This window comes from Iodobacter violaceini, assembly GCF_011601265.1.
In the GTDB taxonomy this organism is placed as follows: domain Bacteria; phylum Pseudomonadota; class Gammaproteobacteria; order Burkholderiales; family Chitinibacteraceae; genus Iodobacter; species Iodobacter violaceini.
Map to the genome: position 1 here is coordinate 574,769 of NZ_JAAOLX010000001.1, position 21,291 is coordinate 596,059.

A 21,291-nucleotide genomic window follows, 5' to 3' on the forward strand; every position below is an offset into this window, starting at 1 on the left:
GTGTATTGCGGAGAAATATTGGGCGGGTAAAACTTTAGCCCAAGTGACCTTGCGGGTCTTTTTTCAACCAATACGCCTGCATAAGTTCATGCGACCAGGCAGGCTGGAGCACTTCTTTGCGGGGCAAAAACTCAATCATAACGGGCTTGATATCGAGCACCGGCGTGCCGTTAATTGCGTCAAGCTCAGTAACAATCAGCCTTGTCCCTTCCACACGCACAAGAGGGCAAATCGTGCTGCCAATACGATTGGGGCGATTTTTACCCCGCTGGGCAAAGATGCCCACGGCAGGCCATTCCTTATTATTTCTTGGGTGACGGGCGCCAAAAACGATTCTAGACGGCTCCACTTCGTGAAAAAGAAATAACACCTCAATATGTGAGAAGTCTGCCAGGCCCTGTAACGCTTCGGCAGTAAAAGGCTCAAACAGCGAGATGCAAGACTCTTCCCCTCCCCAAAAATCGTCTTCTGCATGGGGGCGCACTGCTTCAACGATACCGACTGCTTCTACTAGCTGTTTCATGCCGCTCTGCCTTCTGTAAGGTGTAAGCGGCAAGCACCAGAGCCAAAAGAATGCGTCGATTTGCAATCTGTAGTTGTCGCTGATGAATGTGAACCCTGCCGCTCATATTTAGCAAAACCTTTTCCGCTTACAAATTTTCAAGCCTGTCCCGCCGCCAAGGCTCAACTTGGTGCAGATAACGGGTAAAGGTATCTTTAGGGCGCTCAAGTCCATTAGAGGCCAAAACCCGGGCGGCCATGCCCCGATGGTTGCTGCCATGGGTTAACAGGTGCAGCAGAATTTCCTCAACAGAAAGCTGCCCCTGATCCCCATCTGTAAATTGAAAGCAAATCTGTCTGCCCAGCTCATTCTGGCTAACCGCTTCTGTAAAGCCCACCAACCAGGCATCATTCTGCTGCATCCGCTCTTTTAGCTCAGAAAGTGAAGGCGTTTCAGGGGTATTGTTATTGGTATACAGCTCTGGGCTGCCCGATATGCGGCTAATAAAAAGACTGTCCACAACGGTGGTGTGGTTCAGGATACGGGCAAAGAAAATGGAATCATCATCCGACAGCAAATGAAGCTGCTGCTCACCACAGGAAAGAAGCTCCGCATTTGCCCATGCCTTGTACTTGAACGCTTTTAGAAACGTATTATTTGCTTGCATGCTGACTCTGATGTGATGACAACGGTGGCAGCCATAAGCCAGTGCATAACTAATCCATGCAAAATGACTTGCTGTGGCCTGAAAGATTTCATGCTGTGAAACAATTGTCAGCATACCAAAAGAATAATGACAAACAAATAGCGATCAGCCTTTCTGAATGCAATCAATTTACCCTTGGCAAAGCTAAAGAAATCGCAGGACTATGCGCTTCACTAAGGCATCTGCCGCCGCTTCGCTTTATACTGGCAATCCAAACATAAAAATTGCCGGAGACTTGGATGCTTGCTCGATTTCGCCCTCTGATTATTGCCGTCACCGTCGCCTCAACCCTGCTTGCCCCCCTCTCCCATGCTGCCGTCAGTAAAGCGGTTTCAGCCAGCAATAAAGTAGAAAACAACAACAGCCTGCTGTGGAAAATCGAGAAAAAAGGAACACCTGCTTCCTGGCTTTACGGCACCGCCCATGTGGGCGATCCGCGCGTGACCCAGCTGAGCCCTAAAACCGAAGCGGCTTTTGAGACTTCCAAAAAAGTGGTGACAGAAATTCGCCTCGATTTTGGCATGATGATGGAAATGGGTAAGCGCATGCTGACGCCAGAGCCATCGCTTGCGCAAATTATTGATAAAGAACATTATCAGAAGCTTTTACCCGCGCTTGAAGCGCGCGGCTATCCGGAAGTCGCTACCGCCAAGCTAAGGCCATGGGGCGCTGCCATGCTGCTGATGACGCCAGTACGTCAGCCAGGGCAGATGCCGCTTGATCTTTTATTTGCCAAAATGGCCATTGAAGGACAAAAGGATTATTCCGGCCTGGAAACACTGGATGAGCAACTGAGTATTTTTGAAACAATTCCGGAAAACAGACAAATCGAGCTGCTTTACGCTGTGCTGGATCAGCAGGCCGAGCTTGAAAAAAGCTATCAGAAGATTCTGGATTTATATCTGAAACAAGATATCAATGGCCTTGCTGAGTATGCCGCACAAGACGATTTTAAAATGGCAGATCAGGCGTGGCTCAGCCAATGGCGGAATCAATTACTCGAAGCCCGCAACCCGCGCATGGCCGGGCGTCTTGGTGACAAGCTAAAAGAAGGCAATGCCTTTATTGCCGTGGGAGCCCTGCATCTGCCAGGCAAAACCGGCCTGATTCAAAGCCTGCGCGATCAAGGCTACCGGGTAAGCCCGGTGAAATAGGCTGTACACCATCCTCCCGCACGATAAGTATCTGCACAAGTCATGGCGCTGAAGGGGTGCCATGAACTTGTGCCAGTGCTTACCCCCCGCAGATCAGACACTCAGCGCAGTGCACCGCAAACGCCTTACGAGACCAGCCCGATGAAATATCACCTTTTACCCAAAACCGATTTAAATATCTCAGCCCTCTGCCTTGGCACGATGACCTTTGGCGAGCAAAACAGCGAAGCCGATGCGCACGAGCAGCTGGATTACGCAGTGGCTGCGGGGATCAACTTTATTGATACCGCCGAAATGTATCCCGTGCCAGGCAAGGCCGGGACTCAGGGCTTAACCGAAAGCTATGTAGGCAGCTGGCTGGCTAAGCAAAGCCGCGACAAGATTATTCTGGCCAGCAAGATTTCCGGCCCTAATCGCGGCATGGACTGGATACGCGGCGGGCCACAATTAAACCGGGAACAGATTCATGCTGCATGTGATGCCAGCTTAAAACGCCTGCAAACCGACTATATCGATCTTTACCAATTGCACTGGCCTGCCCGCCATGTACCGATGTTTGGGCAAAGCTATTACGACCCCAAGCAAGAGCCTGCCCATACGCCGGATTTTACCGAGCAGCTTTCGGCACTCAATGAGCTGGTGCAGGCCGGTAAGGTGCGCCATATCGGCCTGTCGAATGAAACCCCATGGGGCGTGATGGAGGCCTGCCACGTCGCACAAACACAGTCATTGCCACGCATTGCCACCATTCAGAATGTATTTAATTTAATTAACCGCAATTTCGAAAATGGCCTGGTTGAAACCTGCCATCGTCAGGATGTAGGCCTTCTGGCATATAGCCCGCTGGCGTTTGGCTTGCTTTCAGGCAAGTATTTTGACAACCCGCAAGCCGCTGGCCGGATGACGCGCTTTAGCAATTTTGGCGCACGTTACTTAAAACCCGCTGTACCTGGCGCAATTGAAGCTTATGTAAAGCTTGCCCGCGAGCATGGCTTATCGCCTGCACAAATGGCGCTGGCCTGGGTCAGCAGCCGCTGGTATGTGGCCAGCAATATTATTGGTGCCACCACCATGGCTCAGCTTAAAGAAAACATTGGCAGTCTGGATATCGTGATTACACCAGAATTAGATGCAGCGATTGAAGCGATTCATAAGCAAAGCCCTAATCCTGCAAATTAAATACATTAATTCTTTAGTTTACTGTCAGAAAAATTGGGCCTATTGCCAACTATATCCGCAACAGGCCCAATTTACCTGGCAAAGACTTAATCCTTTCTGAATTAAATCAATATCGATTGCAAGCCTTTACTTCTATTTCAGAAATAACTCAGCTTTAAATGAGAACCGTTAAATCATCATTCTGAAAAAACAGACCATTCATCCAGATAAAACCGTCCCGGGCACATTTGAATTAACGGCAATTGATTTTAATCAAAACCGCTCTATAAAGATGACAAGCATCTGCTTTTAATCAGTCTCTCAAGAGGGTCATCTTATGTTTGGTTTTACTCAAAAAACAGAAACAAAAAACACAGCAGATGTTCAACTCGACACGATGAAAGCAATTCTTGATCATGTAGATAATATGATCCTGCTCTGCGATACCAGCCATGAAAACAATGTGTTTTATGTGAATCAGACCGCAAAAAATGTTTTTGAAAAATATCGCAATGAAATGACGCAAGTTTTACGGGGGGCAGACCCATCCACGGCACAGGGCAGCTCTATTCACCGCTTTCACCATAATCCGGAAAGGGTCAGGCGTATTTTGCAAGAATTGGGCAGCGGTGCAAAAAATGCCACCCACGTAGCTGATATTCCCTTAGGCAGCATTACTTTACGCACTAAGGCTTACCCAATCTGGGACGCAGCAGACTCCAGTAAAGTGAAATGCTATCTGGCCTGCTGGGAAGATATCACCAGCAAAGTAAAACACGAAGAGCTGCAAAAAGATGTTGCCTGCAAGGCTAATGAGCTGCACGAACAGGTTTCTTATATTGCAGCCACAATGGAAGAAGTCAGCACCAGTATTGATGAAGTGGCCCATACCACGGCCGAAGCCAGCAACCGGGGCAATAGCGCCTTTGAAAGCGCCAATGAAGGGCAGGTTGTGGTGGAAGGCGCGGTGCGCGGTATGCGTGATGTGGCTGAATTAGTCCGCACCACAGCCGGTGTTATTGGCCAGCTCAATACCCAATCCGACAAAATTGGTGTGATTGTAGGCGTAATTAAAGATATCGCCGATCAGACCAATTTACTGGCACTGAACGCCGCCATTGAAGCCGCGAGAGCAGGCGATACAGGCCGGGGCTTTGCGGTGGTCGCCGATGAAGTGCGTAAATTATCCGAACGCACCGCCAAAGCCACCGCCGAAATTGGCGCTTTGATTCACTCCATCCAAATGGAAATCGAACGTGCAGTAGGCACCATGAATTCGGGTGAAAAAGATGTCACAGCTGGCGAGGAAAAAGCGATAAGCGCAGAAAAAGCTTTAGTTCGGATCGTGCAGGATGTAGGCGCGATGCGTAATCTGATCGGCGAAATTTCCGGTGCATCCGAACAGCAAGCAAGCTCTGTAAGAGATATTGCCCAGCGGCTGGAAATCATTACTTCACAGCAATCTTAAGCTTCAAAAAAAATCCCCCGCAGGCACAAGGCCAGCGGGGGATTTTTTGACTAAATAAAAAGCTTTTTAGTGCTTACAGATCTTTAGCGTTTTTAGCCAGGTAGTCAGCAACGCCAGCAGCATCTGCCTTCATCCCTGCCTTACCTTTGTTCCAGCCAGCCGGGCAAACTTCGCCGTGCTCTTCTGTGAATTGCAGTGCATCTACCACGCGCAGCATTTCGCTGATATCACGGCCCAGTGGCAGGTTGTTTACTACCTGGTGCTGAACAACGCCTGATTTATCGATCAGGAAAGAGCCGCGCAATGCAACGCCAGCACCAGCCAGCTCTACATCATAAGCCTGGCAAATTTCGTGCTTGATATCGGCAACCAGGGTGTAACCAACCTGGCCAATACCGCCTTTTTCTACCGGAGTGTTACGCCATGCAGCGTGAGTAAACTGGCTGTCGATCGACACGCCGATTACTTCTACATTACGTGCTTTGAATTCTTCCAGACGGTGATCAAAAGCGATCAGCTCGGATGGGCAAACGAAAGTGAAATCGAGTGGATAAAAGAACACCACGGCGTATTTACCAGCGGTTGCTGCCTTAAAGTTGTAGCTTTCTGTGATCTCGCCATTACCGAGAACGGCTGCTGCGGTGAAATCTGGTGCGCTTTTACCAACGAGTACGGCCATGCTGATGCTCCTAATTGTTTTAAAAAATTAAACCCGCTGTATTCTGGGGTAATTAGTCGGACTCTGTCCAATCAACAAAGTTCATCTTCATCATAGCTTTTCTCAATGAAGCATTTATGAATACGGCAGAGCCAGCATGCTTCTTTTTGAGCAAAAAACAAGATGATGAATCCATATAATCCACTCAAACCTTAAAGCGATCCACTGCTTTTTGTAAATCAGAAGAAAGATCGCTTAAGTTTCTGGCTGCATCACGCACCTGCTGCAAGGCCTGGTTATTATCGTGCACCATGGTGTTGATTTTATCCACATTGTGCGAGATATCCTCCGTGGCCTTGGATTGCAGCGCCGTTGTTTTGGCAATGTGATGAACGCTTTCCGACATTTTATTTGTGCCCGCAGTGATTTCAGCAATCTGATCTGCCGCCTCCCTGGATAACTCCACGCCTTCTTCCACCTGCTGCAAAGCCAGCTCCATACCCTGCGCCGCCTGCATTGTTTCATCCTGAATCAGCGTAATCATTTTGCCAATATCCAGCGTGGCATTGCTGGTGTTCTCTGCCAGCTTTCTGACTTCATCGGCCACCACGGCAAAGCCACGGCCCTGCTCTCCTGCTCTGGCTGCTTCAATTGCTGCATTTAAAGCCAGTAAATTGGTTTGATCTGCTACGCCACGAATCACACCAACCACATTTGAAATCTCTGTTGAGCGCGCTCTTAAACCATTCATCAAGACGGATTGCGCCTTCACTACGGCCTCAATTTTAGCGATTTCACCCGAGGTGGCCCGCACACCAAATTCGGCCTGGCGCGCATTGGTTTCAGCAACGTGACTCATGGTTTCTGTGGCAAGGGCATTTTCGGCAATTAAATTAATCCCCACTGACACTTCTTCAATCGCGCCTGCCGTTTGCTCTGCAGCCTGAGCCTGCATCGTTGAGCCCTGCGCTACCGTATCCGCGTGGCCAGCCAGATGGGCAATTTGTGCGTTCAGTTCTCTAACTTGCAGCTTCACCATGCTGATCATTTCGGCCAAAGACGCTACAAACAGATTGAAGGCCTGCGAAGTACGGCCAATTTCATCGCCGCTGCTCACCTCTAAGCGATGGCTTAGATCAGCATCCCCTGCCGACAATTGCATCATGGCCTGATTTAATCTCAAAATAGGCTGAGTTAAATAGCTGAGCGTGGCAGACAGAATAAGCGACAATAAAATTAAACCCAGCCCGCCAATTAAAAATGACATTCGCAACAAGCGATCAGAGCGTGCATAAAACTCGGAAATGGGCACATTAATTATAAGACTCCAGACTGTGCCGCTTTTGCCCATTTTAACCGGCATAAAAAATCGAATAAAACCGCCATTTTCAATATGCAAAGATTTACCCGTCTGAACTTCTGCCAATACATTGGCAGGTATTTCACTGCTATTAACAGGCTTGGCTAAAAACGCAGAATCCGGGTGGCTGCCATAGAGCCCTCCCGCACTGATTAAACTGATAAAACCGCTTTCAAAGACTTTGACCTGACTCAGCGTTTTTTGTAAATCACTCATTGGAATATCGCTGCCCGCCACCCCTAAAAACTGGCCCTGATACTGCAAAGGCAAAGCAAACGACATCATTAAGACTTTGGTATCACTATCCACATAGGGCTCAATGACAGTTTGCCTGCCAGAAGCTTTAGGCGCGGTGTAATAGGCGCCGCCATAATAAGCCTCTTCCCATTTGCGGATAGCCGCCTCATCCATTCCCTCGCTGTAGGCGTATTCCATCAGCTCTGTTTTTTCGCCCTTGCGCAAAGCCCATGGTGCATAAGCCCCGGAAGGATAAGCCGTTTTATCTTTGGTAAATTCAGCATCTTTGCCATCAAATTTACCGTGCTCATAAATCAGCCACAGATCATACAGATCAGCATTATCTTTTAATGCCTGCAGCAGCAGGCTGTTGGTTTGATTACGCTGCAACAGGCCGTGCTGCTTGCTGCTTTCCAATCCGCTGACCAGTGTCTGCAAGGGGCCCAGTGGTTTTTCCAGCTCGTTTTGCGCAAATAAGGCATAGCGTTTCGCCATATTCTCTGCACTGCTAAAAGACTCGGCACTCATTTCCTGCCGCGTATTCCAGGCCAGCACAGACAGCATCAATCCTAAAATAACAAATAAAGAGCCCAGCACTGTCAGCATTATTTTGGCGCGAAAACCAAGCTTTCCCATGGGCATCACCCTTTAAAAAGGAGAAGGATTGAGACGTAAGAGTAGCCGCATTTAATCCCGGACGTATGAGTATTTCCGCATAAAACTTATAAAAAAACAGCACATAAAATGCAGAAAAATAACATCATAAGTACGCACAATTCAAAGCAGCTGCTTACTAAGAAAATGAACAAATACAGTGCAATGTAAGCAATATACAAACAATGCACCACCCCATAATGTCCCTAATACCTTTAAGGCCAGAATGCAGTACTGCAATAGCCAATGAGTGTTAGCATCAGATTCCCCTGACTATGTACCTGCCCCGCCGAATACTAATCCTTCTTGCAAAACCCTTCTTGTAGAAGCGTTGCGTCGGTTCGAAAAGCATCCTACGCCGCACCTGCAAAAGGCCCCAATGCCCCATCTCGCCCCTCTTGGCTATCAAGTCAAAACTCATGATATTGCCGTTGCCGGCGGTTTAAATTTAAATATCCGCTCTTTGCTCGATATTCAGCAGTATTTCGATCCCGATGGCGAAGCCGAAGATGCAGGCATCTCTGCAGCCAGCTGGCCACTCTTTGGTCTGGTTTGGCCTTCAGCCCAAAAACTGGCCGATTTAATGCAGATTTATACCCTTGGGGAAAGACGGATTCTGGAAATTGGCTGTGGCCTGGCACTGGCAAGTATGGTGGTGCACCGCAGACATGGCGATATCACCGCCAGCGATTGCCACCCCTTAACCGAAACGTTTCTGAATGCCAATCTGCAGCTCAATACCCTGCCTGCGCTGAAATACAGCACCGGCAACTGGGACAGGGCCAATCCTGAATTAGGGAAGTTTGATCTCATCATTGGCAGCGATATTCTGTACGAGCGCAACCAGCCTGCAGCCCTTGCGCTCTTTATTGATTTGCATGCTGCTGCTTTTGCCGAGGTGCTGATTATTGATCCCAACCGCGGCAACCGCAGCGCCTTCAACCGCCAGATGGCCGGGCACGGCTTTGGGCTTTATGAAACGCTGATCAATACCCCTTTGCACGATGGCAGTGCTTATAAGGGAAGGCTATTGAGATATATACGCGGGGGTTAAACAACGGGCTGGCGGCGCAATTTTAAAAACACCATCGCCGCCAGAAGCGCATCGTTCAGCGGATCATGCCGGGGCAAGTCGGGCAGGTTTAGCGTTTGCAGAATATGGCTCAGGCTCAGATCCACATCAGGGCGATGCGCCGTTACCATTTGATCATAAAATAAGCCGGACACCTCGATGCTGGCATTAGGTAAAGCCACACCCAGCATGGGTTTGAGCAGACGATTGAGCACCGCCAAATCAAATTCCAAATAATAACCCACCAGGGGCCGTGGCCCGATAAAGTGCAGCAAGGCCGACAGAGCCTCCTCTATCGCCATGCCCTCTTGCACATCCTGATGGCGCAAACCATGCACGGCAATGCTGGCCGGATCAATCTGCCCAGCAGGTTTTACTAATAATTTAAGATGCTCTGAGACGATAATCCGCGAGCCTTTTATTCTGATTGCGGCGATGCTTAAAATCTCTGCCTGCCTTGGATCAAGGCAGCTCATTTCGCAATCAAGGCTCACGTATTCCCCAGCCGGGGCCTCATCCCACAAACAGGCAAACGCCGGGTTTGCCAGCGCCTGGCTGCGCGATCTGCGCCAGCGTTGCCAATAATCCATCAGGCCACTCATCACATGCCCGGCTTGAAATGATGGCTGATCAGCTGACAATATTTCTTCACCACCGGCAGCATGCCTTTTAATCGCTCAGGCACTGGGGTAAAGGCACTCATAACATGCCCAGCTTGAAATGATGGCTGATCAGCTGGCGAAATTGCTTCACCACCGATAGTGTATCTTTTAATAACTCGCGCTCTAAGGTAGTTAAAGCAGCAGGATCGATCAGATGATCAACCGGCTTATCCATAGCCTGATTAAGCAGCCCAGCTTTCAGCTGCAGGCCCTGTAAAAACGCCAGAGACTCAGCCAAATCACGGCCAAAATTCTCATTTAAATGGCCGGTATCGCTTAAACGCTGAATGCGCTGGTAGCTATTACACTCATCTATCCCATATTGCAGAGCAAGGCTGCGCAGGCCGTGCACCACAGGGAAAATGCCGCCTTTTTTAATATCCAGCGCATCCTTATCCGGCCCGGCTATAGCAATCAGCCTGGAAAACAGATTAATCGGCGGAGAGAATTGCTCTACAGGGAAGGCAAAGCGCGATAAAAATGCCGCGTTATCGCCTAAATCCTGCTGCAAATACTGGCGCAGCCTCTCAAACAAAGCCAGCTGCCCGCAGACTGGCCGTGCATCCAGCCAAATCGCCATATGCATCACGTTTTCGCCGCTGGCGCTGCTGGTCCAGGTATTTATCTGCCGCTTATACTCCGACACGCTTTGCCGCCACAGCGGGTTAGAAACCATCACTAAACCCGGGCAAGGCGGATAGCCAAAGGCGATCAGATGCTGATTAAATTCACGACACACGCGCTCCAGATCCGGATGCTGATAGCCATCTTCAATAATCAGCGCATTATCCTGATCGGTATTTAAGATTTGCTCGCCCCGCCCTTCCGAGCCTAAAACCAGCAGGCACACATGCGGCAGCATCTCTGGCGGGGCCAGCAGGGTAAACAAGCGGCTGAATAAACGCTGACGAATTTCCCCGACCAGCTCGGCCAGCAAGGTGATTTTCATGCCATTGCCGTGCAGTGTGCGTATTAATTGCTGCGTGCTTTTCACCGCAGCCAAAAGCGCATCAGGGTGATTTGCACGGCCAATTTGCGCGGTAATGCCACGTGGATTATTGGCGTTATTAAAAAACGCCGACATCAGCTCCACCTGCTCCAGCACGCCGCAAACCTCGTCACCCTCCAGCACCACCAGCCTTTGCACCGAGTGACGCATCATCAAGAGCATGGCGTGGTGCAAATCATCTTCGGCTTTTACGCAAATCAGCGGGCGCTTAAGGTGGCGGTAAATGGCTTCATGATTGGCATCCAGCCCATCCACCACCACATTGCGTAAATCGCTTTGAGTAAAAATCCCCACGCCCTCCGCTTCCCGCACCAACACCGCCCGGCTGTGCGCACGTTTCATCAGCCGCGCCGCATCCATCACCGTGGCGCTTTCTGCCAGCCAGCAAGGCGTATGCAAGACCGCATCAGCTACCCTGGGCTGCAGCTCTTGCACGGGCTGGCTGAGCGCGGCCAGTTTACGCGCCACATCGGCGTAAAAAAACGCCGCAAACTGGCTGTTGGCATCGCTGATTTTCATCGCCACATCGCGCCGGATATGCCAAAGCAGCGTGTCTTCTTGCGCATGCAAAGTGCAGCAGGCATTGCCACTAAGCAGCGATTTGCTATCAAGCACATCAAAGCAGCCATAAAAGCCGGACTCGCCCGCCTCCCTGACCAGGCCTTTCATCACCACCAGCAAGGCATCCACCCCCTCACCCTGCTGCTGGATCACCGATCCGGCCGCGTAATAAGCCACATCCAGCGCTGCAGCCACACGATCCCGCTCTGCGGTATTCAGGCTATTAAACGGCGCACGATTAAAATCAAAAGATGTCGTCATAAATCCCCCAATATCTGATTTTAGATTTAAGGGTGAGAGAAAGGCAGACAGATCTGCTTGCTTATTGATTTGGATCTGATGTTACCCGGTAAAACCCAAATTTTAATACACTGAGAATTCAGCGTTGCGGGGAGGAAAACACTGAAAGACAAAGCTGATGGTGGTGGGCTATTGCCATCCCTGAGACGAAAAAAAACCCTTGATCAACAAGGGCTGTTTTTTCCGGGGCGTTTGAAGCGCATTTAAACTCGCTCAGTTCCCATTATTACTACTTGACTCTGCCAAGTAAGAAACACTTGGCGGAGAGCAAGGGATTCGAACCCTCGATACAGGTTTTGCCCGTATGCTCCCTTAGCAGGGGAGTGCCTTCGACCACTCGGCCAACTCTCCATCAAGACTGCGAATCATACTCAGCTACTTACACCCAAGTCAATAAAAACTTTCAACCATGCCCGAATATATTCATTCAGCATAACCCCTAACGTTAAAGAAGGCCCGGGGTAAGCCCCTCAAAGCACATCTCAAAAAGACATTATTCCCCAGTGCTTTGAATCAGGTATCCAGCAAAGCTCACTCAGAGTGCGATGACGAAGCGATCCCCAGGCCCGCCAGGATGGTGCTGCAGATCACCGGCCAGCTGCCTCCCCACTCCTGTACATACTTCGGAATCGCAGAATACTTGCCATCAGGCATAGGTGTAGTCTGCACTTGCTCTAAAGGTAAAACCCCTGCCCATGCGCCAATTTGCATATCTTTTGCATCGTCAAGCGGCCCGCCACATCTCACCTTGGCAGCGGCTTCGGTTAATGAAACACGCAGCACGATGGTTGCAGCAGTTTCTTTTGAATTACCGGGCCGCACTTCATCTTTTCTGCCAATGGCAATCTTATCCATCAGTGCGTCTAATGCGGCCGATTTATCCGCCTCAGCGATCACCTGCTCAAACTGGCCATAAATCACCGCAGAGCGATAATTCATCGAATGATTAAATGCCGAACGGGCCAGCACCAGGCCATCAAGATGGGTAATTGCAACTGATGCTTCAACCCCTTTGGACAACAGCTTCATCAGCCGCCCGCCGTTAGAGCCATGAATGTACAAATGCCCGCCGCTGCGCCAGCAAGCTGTAGGAATGCAGTGCGTGCTCGTTCCATCATAAAAAGCGATATGGCATACATAAGCCGCATCAATAATCTGATACAGCGTGTCTTGATCGTATTTGGCTAATTCTGGAACACGGCGGATACGGGTGCGGCCACTTGGATAGCTGGACATGATGTGCTCTGTGTGAAGTTGATATGCATACAGACTATCTCAAGCACTGGCCCCAGGATAAGATCCAATACCTGCAAAAAATTTAGAGCCAGCAATGGATTACTCACTCCTGCTTAAACCCGGTCAAACTACAGGCCGCTCGCGCCAGCATGGCCTGTATGAGGCACTCAGAGCGGCTATTCTGGCAGGAACGCTCTCCCCCGCCACACGCCTGCCCTCATCAAGGCAGCTGGCACAAGAATTAAGCATGGCGCGTAATTCGGTGATTTACGCTTATGAGCAATTAGCAGCAGAAGGTTTTCTGCTTGCAGACCGAAGCGGTACCAAAGTCGCCCCTTTAAAGCTGGGCAGCAGCCAAACCCCACCTGCAAACTCATCAGTAAGCTTATTATCCCGGCGCTGCCAGCCATTTGCTGCACGCTTTTCCGATGAAACACTGCAAGCCTTTACCCCTGGTGTGCCATCACTGGCAGATTTTCCCATCGCCCGCTGGCAGCGCGCCCTGGCCCGCAGCTGGCAAAAAAGCACGCCAGACAAACTCGCCTATGGCCATGCGGCCGGAGAAGATGTTTTGCGGGAAGCCATTGCGGCACACCTTCGGGCTGGCCGCGGCGTGGTCTGTGATGCAAGCCAGGTTTTCATCACCGATGGCACCCAAAACAGCCTCGATTTATGCGCCAGGCTCTTTGCCGATGCAGGCGATACAGCGTGGATAGAAAACCCCGGCTATACCGGAGCAGCCAATGCATTTATCGCAGCCGAGCTTAATATTACGGGCATCGCACTTGATCAGGATGGCATCGCACCACAAGAAACAGACTGGCAGACGGCCCCGCCCAGGCTGATTTACCTGACGCCATCGCACCAATACCCACTTGGCAGCGTGCTTAGCCTTGAGCGGCGTTTAATGCTGCTGCAGCAGGCCCGGAAATACGGCAGCTTAATCATCGAAGACGATTACGACAGTGAATTTCGCCGCGATGGCCAGCCCCTGCCCGCAATGCAAGGGCTGATGCCCCATGCGCCTGTTGTTTACCTTGGCACCTTCAGCAAAAGTATGTTCCCCGCCTTACGCACAGGCTTTATGGTGGTTCCCGCCCATTTAGCAGCCATGGTCGAAAATATGCTCAGCCAGTGCCAGCCGCGAGGCCGCCAGACAGAGCAATCAGCACTGGCCGAATTTATTAACAGCGGCGGCTTTAGCAGCCATTTACGCGCGATGCGCAAGCTTTATGCAGCCAGGCGGGATGCCATGAGCGAGGCACTCAATAAGCACTTGGGTGGTTTGATTACGATTTATGGAGGTTCTTCAGGCATGCATTTATCCATTGCGCTGGATCATGCTTTTTCTGACCAGGCCATTAGCGAAGCCGCCTTAAAACAAGGCCTGGTGGCCCGCGCATTAAGCAGCTACACCACAGGCAATCAAAGCCCCGTCAACGGCTTTATTCTTGGCTATGCACAGGTGCCTTGTGAGCGTATGGATGAAAAGGTCAAACAACTGGCGGATATTATTTGCAGTGCAAAATAGGTGAGTTAAGCCGCAATCTGCTTTTTGGTGCCTTCGGCACATTTGATTCAGGTGCGGTTTTTCTAAGTGAAACTCTCTGCCCTCCGTAGTTCAAGATTTGAGTTTCTGTTGCATAACATCACTTTTTGAAAAATATGCAATCTACAAATCAGCAGGCATCTGCGGCGCGCCACTTCCAATCACCATGCCATAAGCCATCCACAGCATCAGCAGGCCGTACATGATTCTTGGGAACCACTCGGCCACTTTGCTTTGGAAATCAGCAATTGAAGCACTTTCCATATTCACATGCCGCAGCAGCATTTCTGGCAAAGTGCCGCTGGCTTCCCCTGTTTGCACAAAACCAATCACCCGCTCCTCCCCCAAAAAAGACTGCTGCTCCAGCGCGTTGGCAAGGCTTGCCCCACGCTGCATTTTGGGCAGAATGCGGCTGTATTCGCTGCGAATCAGCTGGTTATGAATCGCCCGGTTCGCCTTGGGCAGGGCATCAAACATCGGCAGGCCAGCCTCCAGCATCAGCGCCAGGCTTTCAAAAAAATCCCGCGCATTGCGCCGTACATGCATGGCCCCAAACAACGGCATTTTGATCAGCAGCGTTTCAATTTGAAGCCGTAAACGCGACGGCCCAGAGACTTCCAGCCAATCTGAAACCCCTCTGAACAAACCATAGATGCTGATAAAAAACAGCATGGGCCGCAGGCAGCGCCACAAATAAGCAGCAGGGCTAAGCGCGCCCAAGACCAAATCAGGCAAAGGCTGCACCAGCAAAGCCAGCACAAATACCACGATGGGCAGCATCATTTTGGAACGCATCTGCTGGCTTAATTTAGCCTTCAGCGCATAGCGCTCAGCCAGGCGAAAGTAGGTCAGCGCCGGGCTGCCCGCACTAATCGCCGCGTGCAGCAAATCCGCTTCCAGATCGCTAAACAAGCCAGCCATCCGCCCCGCCGCCGCCACATCCTTGCCCCGCCCCAGCCACTTACGCGCCTCATCCACCCTTGGCTGGGCGGCCTTGGCCAGCCGCAAGGACAAAAAAGCCTGCGCCACCGGCAAACCTGCTTTCTCCATCGTTGCCAGATGGGTAAACAAATCAGCACGGATGGCGTCGTTTAATGGGGGGAGTTTGGGTTTAGGCATGGGGTTTAGTTTAGAAGGAAAAGCCTTATAAAGATGCGACACGCTATCAATTTAAACGCGTTTAAATAAAACTATCGTCAAAATATATTTTAACTTTCGATAGCTTATGATCGGCATCGAAATAAAATTCGATATTAATCGTGCCAACATCATCCCCGCATTGACTTAATGCCCAGTTCTTTTTACTTGCAGCCGATAGCTGTATCGTTTTTCCTCTGAGTGATATGTCTCTTTCAGCGAGGCTCATCACTTCTTTCTCTGATTTTATGCCCAGCAAAGCCATTATTTCTGACTTTTTCTGCCCGATATAAAACTGAGTTCCCAGCTTATATTTTGGATTTGATAAGCTAATCCGCTCTATTTGCTTCTCTCTTTTTTGTTCATCTGCAATCGTAATGGTTAAACCCTGATAGATTAAATCTTTAAGAAAATAAGAACCAGCATTACCTTCTGAATGATATTTATAGCGCTTGGTTTGCTCTGGCTGGCCTATTTTTTTAAAAACGATATCACTTTTATCCAGCAGATTCACGCTATGAATACTAATCTGGCTGCGCTTTAAACAAACCATTTCAGTCTGACCGGCAACGTTTGCATACACAGAAGCAGAGAATAAAAGCATTGAAACCAGCAAAGCTGATTTTTTCATATGGCTCAAGAAATACATTTATTTCTTCCTTACGTTTCTTTTATAAAGAAACAATGAACAAAAATGGCTCAATCATATGGGGTTTTCAAAAAAATTGCCCTAGTCACAAACCTCCACCTGCTGCATTCCCCCCCACTTTCCGCTACCCTCTCCCCCAAGCCCATTGAATAAGACTTTCCCGTGCTGCATTTATTCCAATCCAATCGTATCGATGTTCTGCTGGCGGCGCTGGCGCATCAGTTAGAGGCCTCACCTCTGGCATCCCCTTTCGAGCAGGAAAAGATTGTGGTGCAGTCTAAGGGGATGGGGCGGTGGTTGAATTTTCGTCTGGCAGAAAAGCAGGGAATGACAGCGCAGATGGGCTATCCGCTGCTGGCGTCTTTTTTCTGGGATTTAATGCAGCGCACGCTGGGTGGCAATCTGCCGAAGAAATCGCCGTTTTCGCGGGAGATTATGGGCTGGCGGGTGCTGGCCTGGCTGGATTCGCAGCCCAATGCGCCGGTGCTGCTTAATTATCTGCGTGAAGGCGGGGATTTTCGGCGTTTTGAACTCGCCACGCGCATTGCCGATGTATTCGATCAATATCTGGTTTACCGCGCCGACTGGCTGCTGGCCTGGGAAAAAAATCAGAGCCTGGGGCTGGGGGATGATGAGGCCTGGCAGGCTGCGCTGTGGCGCTATTTATCCAAAGATGAGCTGGATATCCGTGTGGATGGCGGGCATCGCGGCGCTTTGCTGGCGGCTACCCATGCGCGGCTGCTTGACCCTCGCCCGCTGGATTTACCCAGCCGTGTTTCGCTGTTTGGCATATCCAGCCTGCCGCCGGTGTATATGGAGATTTTGCGCGCACTATCCAAACGCTGCGAGGTGTTTATCCATGCGCTCAACCCTTGCGGCGAGCCTTGGGGCGAAATTCGGGATGCGGCGGAAATCGCGCGGCTTTCTGATGGTTTTGATCCTGAAGACCTGTATCTGGAAGTCGGTAATCCGCTGCTGGCGGTATGGGGCAAGCAGGGGCGGGAGTTTTTTAACCAGCTGATTGCCGAGCCGGAGATCGTCGAATACTTCACGCCTTTTCCTGGCAACCACGACACCATGCTGCAAACGCTAAAAAGCGATGTGCTTGAGCTGGTGGCCCGCAGCCCGGAAACCGCGCAGCGGGTGGCGGCAGATGATAAATCCCTGCAAGTGCATATCTGCCATTCGGCCATGCGCGAAATTGAGGTGCTGCACGATCAGCTGCTGGCACTGTTCGAGAGCGATGCCACGCTCACCCCGGCCGATATTGTGGTGTTGATGCCCGATATCGAGCATTACATTCCCTATATTGAGGCCGTATTCGGTCGCCATTTGGAAAAGGGCAGCGCATCTCTGCTCGCCGCTCCCCATGTGCCCTTTGCCATTGCCGACCGCAGCCTGAAGGACGCAGCGCCCTTGGCGCAAGCCCTGCTGGAGCTGCTCACCCTGCCGCAATGCCGCTTTGCCAGCGACTGGATGATGGCACTCCTGGATATCCCCGCCATTGCCCGCCGCTTTGAAATCCCGGCGTCCGAACTGCCCACCATCCACCGCTGGATCAGCGAGCTGGGCATCCATTGGGGCAGAGATGGCGAGCATAAGGCCGAGCTGGGTTTGCCCAATACTTTTGAGCACACCTGGCGCTTTGGGCTGAACAGACTGCTGCTGAGCATCGCCCTGCCCGCTGGCGTGGCGGGCGCTGCCGCACCGCTGTTTGCCGGCACATTGCCAGGCTCTGGCGTAGCGGGCAATCAGGCACAGCTGGCGGCGGGCCTCGCGGCTTTTGCCGAGACGCTGTTTGAGCAGGCCACATCGCTATCGGGGGAGCACACACCCGAGGTGTGGCATAAAAAATTAATAGAGATGATAGAGGCGCTGTTTGCGCCGGATGACGATGAAGCGCTGGTTCTGGCTGAGCTGCGTGATCAGATTATTGAATTTGCCGAGCAAAGCCGCGCCGCCAGCTACGATGCGCCGGTGGATTTATCCGTGCCACGCAGCTGGCTCAATGGTGCGCTGTCCGGCAAGATTCCAAGTGGTGGATTTTTAACCGGCGCGGTGACATTTTGCGCCATGGTGCCGATGCGCTGCCTGCCCTTCAGAGTGATTGCCCTGTTGGGCTTTAATGACGGCGCTTTCCCGCGCGAGTCACGCCCGCCGGGTTTTGATTTGATGGCGCACAATCCGCAATATGGTGATCGATCCCGCCGCGCCGATGATCGTTATCTTTTCCTGGAAACCCTGCTTTCGGCCAGCGATGTGCTGTATCTCAGCTATGTAGGCCGTGGTATCCAGGATAATGGCGTGATTCCGCCATCAGTGGTGGTATCTGATTTACTCGATGCCGTAGGCCGCAGCTTTGTGCTGGAAGACGCCCCGCCACAACCGGCCCTTGGCAACGAGGCATTGAAATGGCGGCGCATTGAGCGCGAGCGCCTCTTTAAGCATCTGATTACCGAACACCCGCTGCAGCCCTTTAGCCCTCGCTATTTTAAAGACTCGGCCATTGGTAAAAACCTGCCCGCCTATTCACCGCTCTGGTTTGCTGCAGCCACCGCCATAGGCCAGCCACAGTGCCTGCCGCTCTCGGTATTGGCAGAAAGCTTGCCGCTGCCCGACCCAGAATTTAAAAACATCGCATTTAACGATTTACTCGCATTTTGGCGCAACCCCACCCGCTATTTACTCAGAAACCGCATCGGCATCCGGCTTGCCGACGAGGCGGTAGAGTTTGAAAGCAACGAGCCATTCAGCCTGTCTTTTTCTGCAAAAAGCGAGCTAAACCAGGTGATCTGGCAATCCCTCGAGCAGGGCTGGAGCAGTGATTCCATCGCTACTGGCCGCGCCGCGGGCCTGCTGCCGCACGGTGGTTTTGGCGATATGAGCGCCGCCAAGCAATCCGCCACGCTGCGTAAGCTCTATAACGCCGCCGAGCCATTACTCAGCGATGCCACGCTGGCGCCGCATACTTTTCTGTTTAAATTTGCGAACGATATGCAGCTCAATGGCGCACTGCACCAGCTGCGCCCCAACGGGCAGGTGGCAGTCTGGACAGACCACAGCTCGCCCATCGAGCTGATCGCCTGCTGGCTGAAACACCTCGCCCTCTGCCACGCCGCCCCCGAAGGCGTGCAACAGGAAACCCGCATCGTCAGCCAGAAAGGCCACTGGTGCTTTGGGCCGGTGGAAAACGCCGGTGCAGAGCTTGCAAAATGGCTGCATTACTACTGGCAAGGCCTCTCCGCCCGCCTGCCCTTTGCCACCCGCAGCAGCGCCAAATATGCCGAAGCACTTAGCCAGGAAGACGGCACTGAAAGCGCCGCAGAAAAAGCCGCCTTCGAGGGATGGCACGGCAACAGCCTGCGCGGCTTTGCCGGCGAAGAAACAGAAACATGGTACGAAATGGCCTGGCGCGGGCAAAGCCTGCCCGCCGATGAGGGCTTTGCAGAAATGGCCAAGGCACTGCTGCTGACGATGTATCAGCACAGAGAAGAGGCTTAAACCGGCCCCTGATTCAGCGATGTAACAGAGCCACCATGAAGCACACGGCACACGAAAATTTCATTGGGAAAACATCTGTTAAATAAAAAAGCCTCCTTTTAAACCAAGGAGGCTTTTTCAATTCAGCGGGATAAAGCTTCGCTTATCCGATTACTTATGGTGTTGCGGAGCAACCGAATGCAAGAGCTTATCCGTGTATGCCAAAGCAGCAGCAGAAACAAGGAAAGACAAATGAATAATCACCTGCCATTGCATGGTAACAGGGTTCATTTTGTCGGCGTTGATAAAGGTTTGCAGCAGGTGAATCGACGAAATGCTGATAATCGCCATCGATAATTTAACTTTCAGCACCGTGGCGTTTACATGATCCAGCCATTCCGGCTGATCAGGATGCGTGCTGATGCGCAAGCGGGATACAAATGTTTCATAGCCGCCCACGGTCACCATCAAGAGTAAATTGGCAATCATCACCACATCAATCAGGCCCAGTACCGAGAGCATAATTTGGGTTTCTGTCAGCGTGGTCAGATTCGTCATCATCGTAAAGAGTGCAGACAGAAATTTATACGCGTAAACCCCCTGCACGATAATCAAACCAAGATAGATAGGCAGCTGCAACCAGCGGCTGCCAAAAATGATTTTGCCTAAAATATTAGAGTGAGCGCTGTTATGGTCGGAGGCTTGCATACACTTCTTAAATGAGATTGAAATTGAATTGTCTATGCTGATGCGACTGCTTGGCAAGTATCTTGCTCAATCACCCAGCCCGTCTTCTGATTGCCTGCATCAAAAAAAGTTCTTAGTCCGCAAAAAAGCCTTATAAAATTGTCATGCATGAGCATGACAAAAAGATCATCAAAAATTCTGCCCTGAAAAAAACACAAACCCTTGCTCAACTGCGAGACAAGGGTTTGTGTTTTTAAATCACGGGCAGCAATCGCTCAGGCAGAGAGCCTGTTAAAACCGCTCTTCCATACGCAAATAGCGCCACTGGCCAACCGGTAAATCAGAAAGCGATACGCGGCCAATACGCAGGCGGCGGATATTGATTACTTTTAAGCCAACCAGCTCGCACATCCGGCGAATCTGGCGCGGGCGGTTTTCACGCAAAACAAAGCGCAATGCATCTTCACTTTGCCAGCTGACTTTTGTTGGCTTTAAACGCTCATCATCAAGGCTTAAGCCGTTATTTAACTGCTTCATGCCTTCATCAGACAAAAAGCCTTCAACCTGCACCACGTATTCGCGCTCTACATCTGCATCAGACATCAGCTTTTTAGCGATACGGCCATCTTGCGTTAATACAAGCAAGCCCGATGAGTCCACATCCAGACGACCGGCAGGCGCCAGGTTGTGCATATGTTTTTTCAGGAAAACAATGCCGGATTTATCACCAATAAAACGGGTTTCAGCCTTGATCAGCGTCCAGGCCGGGCGCTCGCCGGGCTCGGCAGGGCCGGATACATAGCCCACAGGCTTATTCATCAAAATGGTGGCGCGCTCAGCCTGGAATACCGTAGCCTGGCGCTCTAACGTGATTTTTTGCTCAGGCAAAACACGGCTGCCAAGCGTATTGACTACTACACCATCGACTTTTACCCAGCCTTGTTCAATAAATTCGTCGGCCTCGCGGCGTGAGCACATGCCCAGTTCGGTCATGCGTTTGGATAAGCGGATGGATTCAGTCATGGTCGTAATACTTTTCATAAGAGCAATCT

At 51.0% G+C, this 21,291-nt stretch carries 17 protein-coding genes and 1 tRNA gene; 6 read left to right on the forward strand and 12 right to left on the reverse strand.

The window, feature by feature from the left end:
• Positions 1-34: 34 nt before the first annotated feature.
• Both HA050_RS02550 and HA050_RS02555 read right to left on the reverse strand, forming a co-directional pair.
• On the reverse strand, positions 35-523 hold the full coding sequence (locus tag HA050_RS02550; protein ID WP_166821610.1) for an SAM-dependent methyltransferase: 489 nt from the start codon (positions 521-523) through the stop codon (positions 35-37).
• 127 nt (positions 524-650) lie between these two features.
• Positions 651-1,169, reverse strand: a complete 519-nt coding sequence (locus HA050_RS02555; RefSeq protein WP_166821613.1) for a DinB family protein — start codon at positions 1,167-1,169, stop codon at positions 651-653.
• A gap of 278 nt (positions 1,170-1,447) precedes the next feature.
• On the opposite strand from HA050_RS02555, the gene HA050_RS02560 reads away from it, so the two are divergent.
• From HA050_RS02560 to HA050_RS22290, 3 genes are all read left to right on the forward strand, one after another.
• Positions 1,448-2,362, forward strand: a complete 915-nt coding sequence (locus tag HA050_RS02560) for a TraB/GumN family protein (protein WP_166821616.1) — start codon at positions 1,448-1,450, stop codon at positions 2,360-2,362.
• Between the two features lie 75 nt (positions 2,363-2,437).
• Positions 2,438-3,541, forward strand: coding sequence for an NADP(H)-dependent aldo-keto reductase (locus HA050_RS02565; RefSeq protein ID WP_308418882.1), 1,104 nt, complete (start codon positions 2,438-2,440; stop codon positions 3,539-3,541).
• A gap of 316 nt (positions 3,542-3,857) precedes the next feature.
• A complete protein-coding gene (locus HA050_RS22290; protein WP_166821619.1) occupies positions 3,858-4,988 on the forward strand; it encodes a methyl-accepting chemotaxis protein in 1,131 nt (376 codons plus the stop codon).
• Between the two features lie 73 nt (positions 4,989-5,061).
• On the opposite strand, the gene HA050_RS02575 is transcribed toward HA050_RS22290, so the two are convergent.
• Positions 5,062-5,667, reverse strand: a complete 606-nt coding sequence (locus tag HA050_RS02575) for a peroxiredoxin (protein ID WP_166821622.1) — start codon at positions 5,665-5,667, stop codon at positions 5,062-5,064.
• A gap of 184 nt (positions 5,668-5,851) precedes the next feature.
• Positions 5,852-7,879, reverse strand: coding sequence for a methyl-accepting chemotaxis protein (locus HA050_RS02580; RefSeq protein WP_166821624.1), 2,028 nt, complete (start codon positions 7,877-7,879; stop codon positions 5,852-5,854).
• Between the two features lie 397 nt (positions 7,880-8,276).
• On the opposite strand from HA050_RS02580, the gene HA050_RS02585 reads away from it, so the two are divergent.
• Positions 8,277-8,951, forward strand: coding sequence for a class I SAM-dependent methyltransferase (locus HA050_RS02585; RefSeq protein ID WP_166821627.1), 675 nt, complete (start codon positions 8,277-8,279; stop codon positions 8,949-8,951).
• Here HA050_RS02585 and HA050_RS02590 read toward each other — a convergent pair.
• From HA050_RS02590 to HA050_RS02605, 4 genes are all read right to left on the reverse strand, one after another.
• The gene (locus HA050_RS02590) at positions 8,948-9,559 is read right to left on the reverse strand and encodes a 3'-5' exonuclease (protein ID WP_240928951.1); all 612 of its coding nucleotides are present in this window, start codon (positions 9,557-9,559) and stop codon (positions 8,948-8,950) included. The two genes, HA050_RS02585 and HA050_RS02590, sit on opposite strands and share 4 nt — an antisense overlap.
• A 109-nt stretch (positions 9,560-9,668) precedes the next feature.
• Entirely contained in the window at positions 9,669-11,462 is a 1,794-nt protein-coding gene (locus tag HA050_RS02595; protein WP_166821632.1) for a DUF294 nucleotidyltransferase-like domain-containing protein, read from the reverse strand.
• 297 nt (positions 11,463-11,759) lie between these two features.
• Positions 11,760-11,852: transfer RNA gene (locus HA050_RS02600), tRNA-Ser, on the reverse strand.
• 180 nt (positions 11,853-12,032) lie between these two features.
• Positions 12,033-12,737, reverse strand: coding sequence for a pyridoxamine 5'-phosphate oxidase family protein (locus HA050_RS02605; protein ID WP_166821635.1), 705 nt, complete (start codon positions 12,735-12,737; stop codon positions 12,033-12,035).
• 94 nt (positions 12,738-12,831) lie between these two features.
• On the opposite strand from HA050_RS02605, the gene pdxR reads away from it, so the two are divergent.
• Entirely contained in the window at positions 12,832-14,268 is a 1,437-nt protein-coding gene (pdxR, locus tag HA050_RS02610) for a MocR-like pyridoxine biosynthesis transcription factor PdxR (RefSeq protein WP_166821638.1), read from the forward strand.
• Positions 14,269-14,409: 141 nt separating this feature from the next.
• On the opposite strand, the gene HA050_RS02615 is transcribed toward pdxR, so the two are convergent.
• The gene (locus HA050_RS02615; protein WP_166821641.1) at positions 14,410-15,405 is read right to left on the reverse strand and encodes a type II secretion system F family protein; all 996 of its coding nucleotides are present in this window, start codon (positions 15,403-15,405) and stop codon (positions 14,410-14,412) included.
• A 61-nt stretch (positions 15,406-15,466) separates the two neighbouring features.
• Entirely contained in the window at positions 15,467-16,072 is a 606-nt protein-coding gene (locus HA050_RS02620) for a hypothetical protein (protein ID WP_166821644.1), read from the reverse strand.
• Positions 16,073-16,234: 162 nt separating this feature from the next.
• On the opposite strand from HA050_RS02620, the gene recC reads away from it, so the two are divergent.
• Positions 16,235-19,573 carry an exodeoxyribonuclease V subunit gamma gene (recC, locus tag HA050_RS02625; RefSeq protein WP_166821647.1) on the forward strand — a complete coding sequence of 1,113 codons (3,339 nt, stop codon included), beginning with the start codon at positions 16,235-16,237 and terminating at the stop codon, positions 19,571-19,573.
• 150 nt (positions 19,574-19,723) lie between these two features.
• Here recC and HA050_RS02630 read toward each other — a convergent pair whose 3' ends face one another.
• Both HA050_RS02630 and HA050_RS02635 read right to left on the reverse strand, forming a co-directional pair.
• On the reverse strand, positions 19,724-20,260 hold the full coding sequence (locus tag HA050_RS02630; RefSeq protein WP_099398033.1) for a TIGR00645 family protein: 537 nt from the start codon (positions 20,258-20,260) through the stop codon (positions 19,724-19,726).
• 270 nt (positions 20,261-20,530) lie between these two features.
• The gene (locus tag HA050_RS02635; RefSeq protein WP_240928952.1) at positions 20,531-21,280 is read right to left on the reverse strand and encodes a pseudouridine synthase; all 750 of its coding nucleotides are present in this window, start codon (positions 21,278-21,280) and stop codon (positions 20,531-20,533) included.
• Positions 21,281-21,291: the final 11 nt, after the last annotated feature.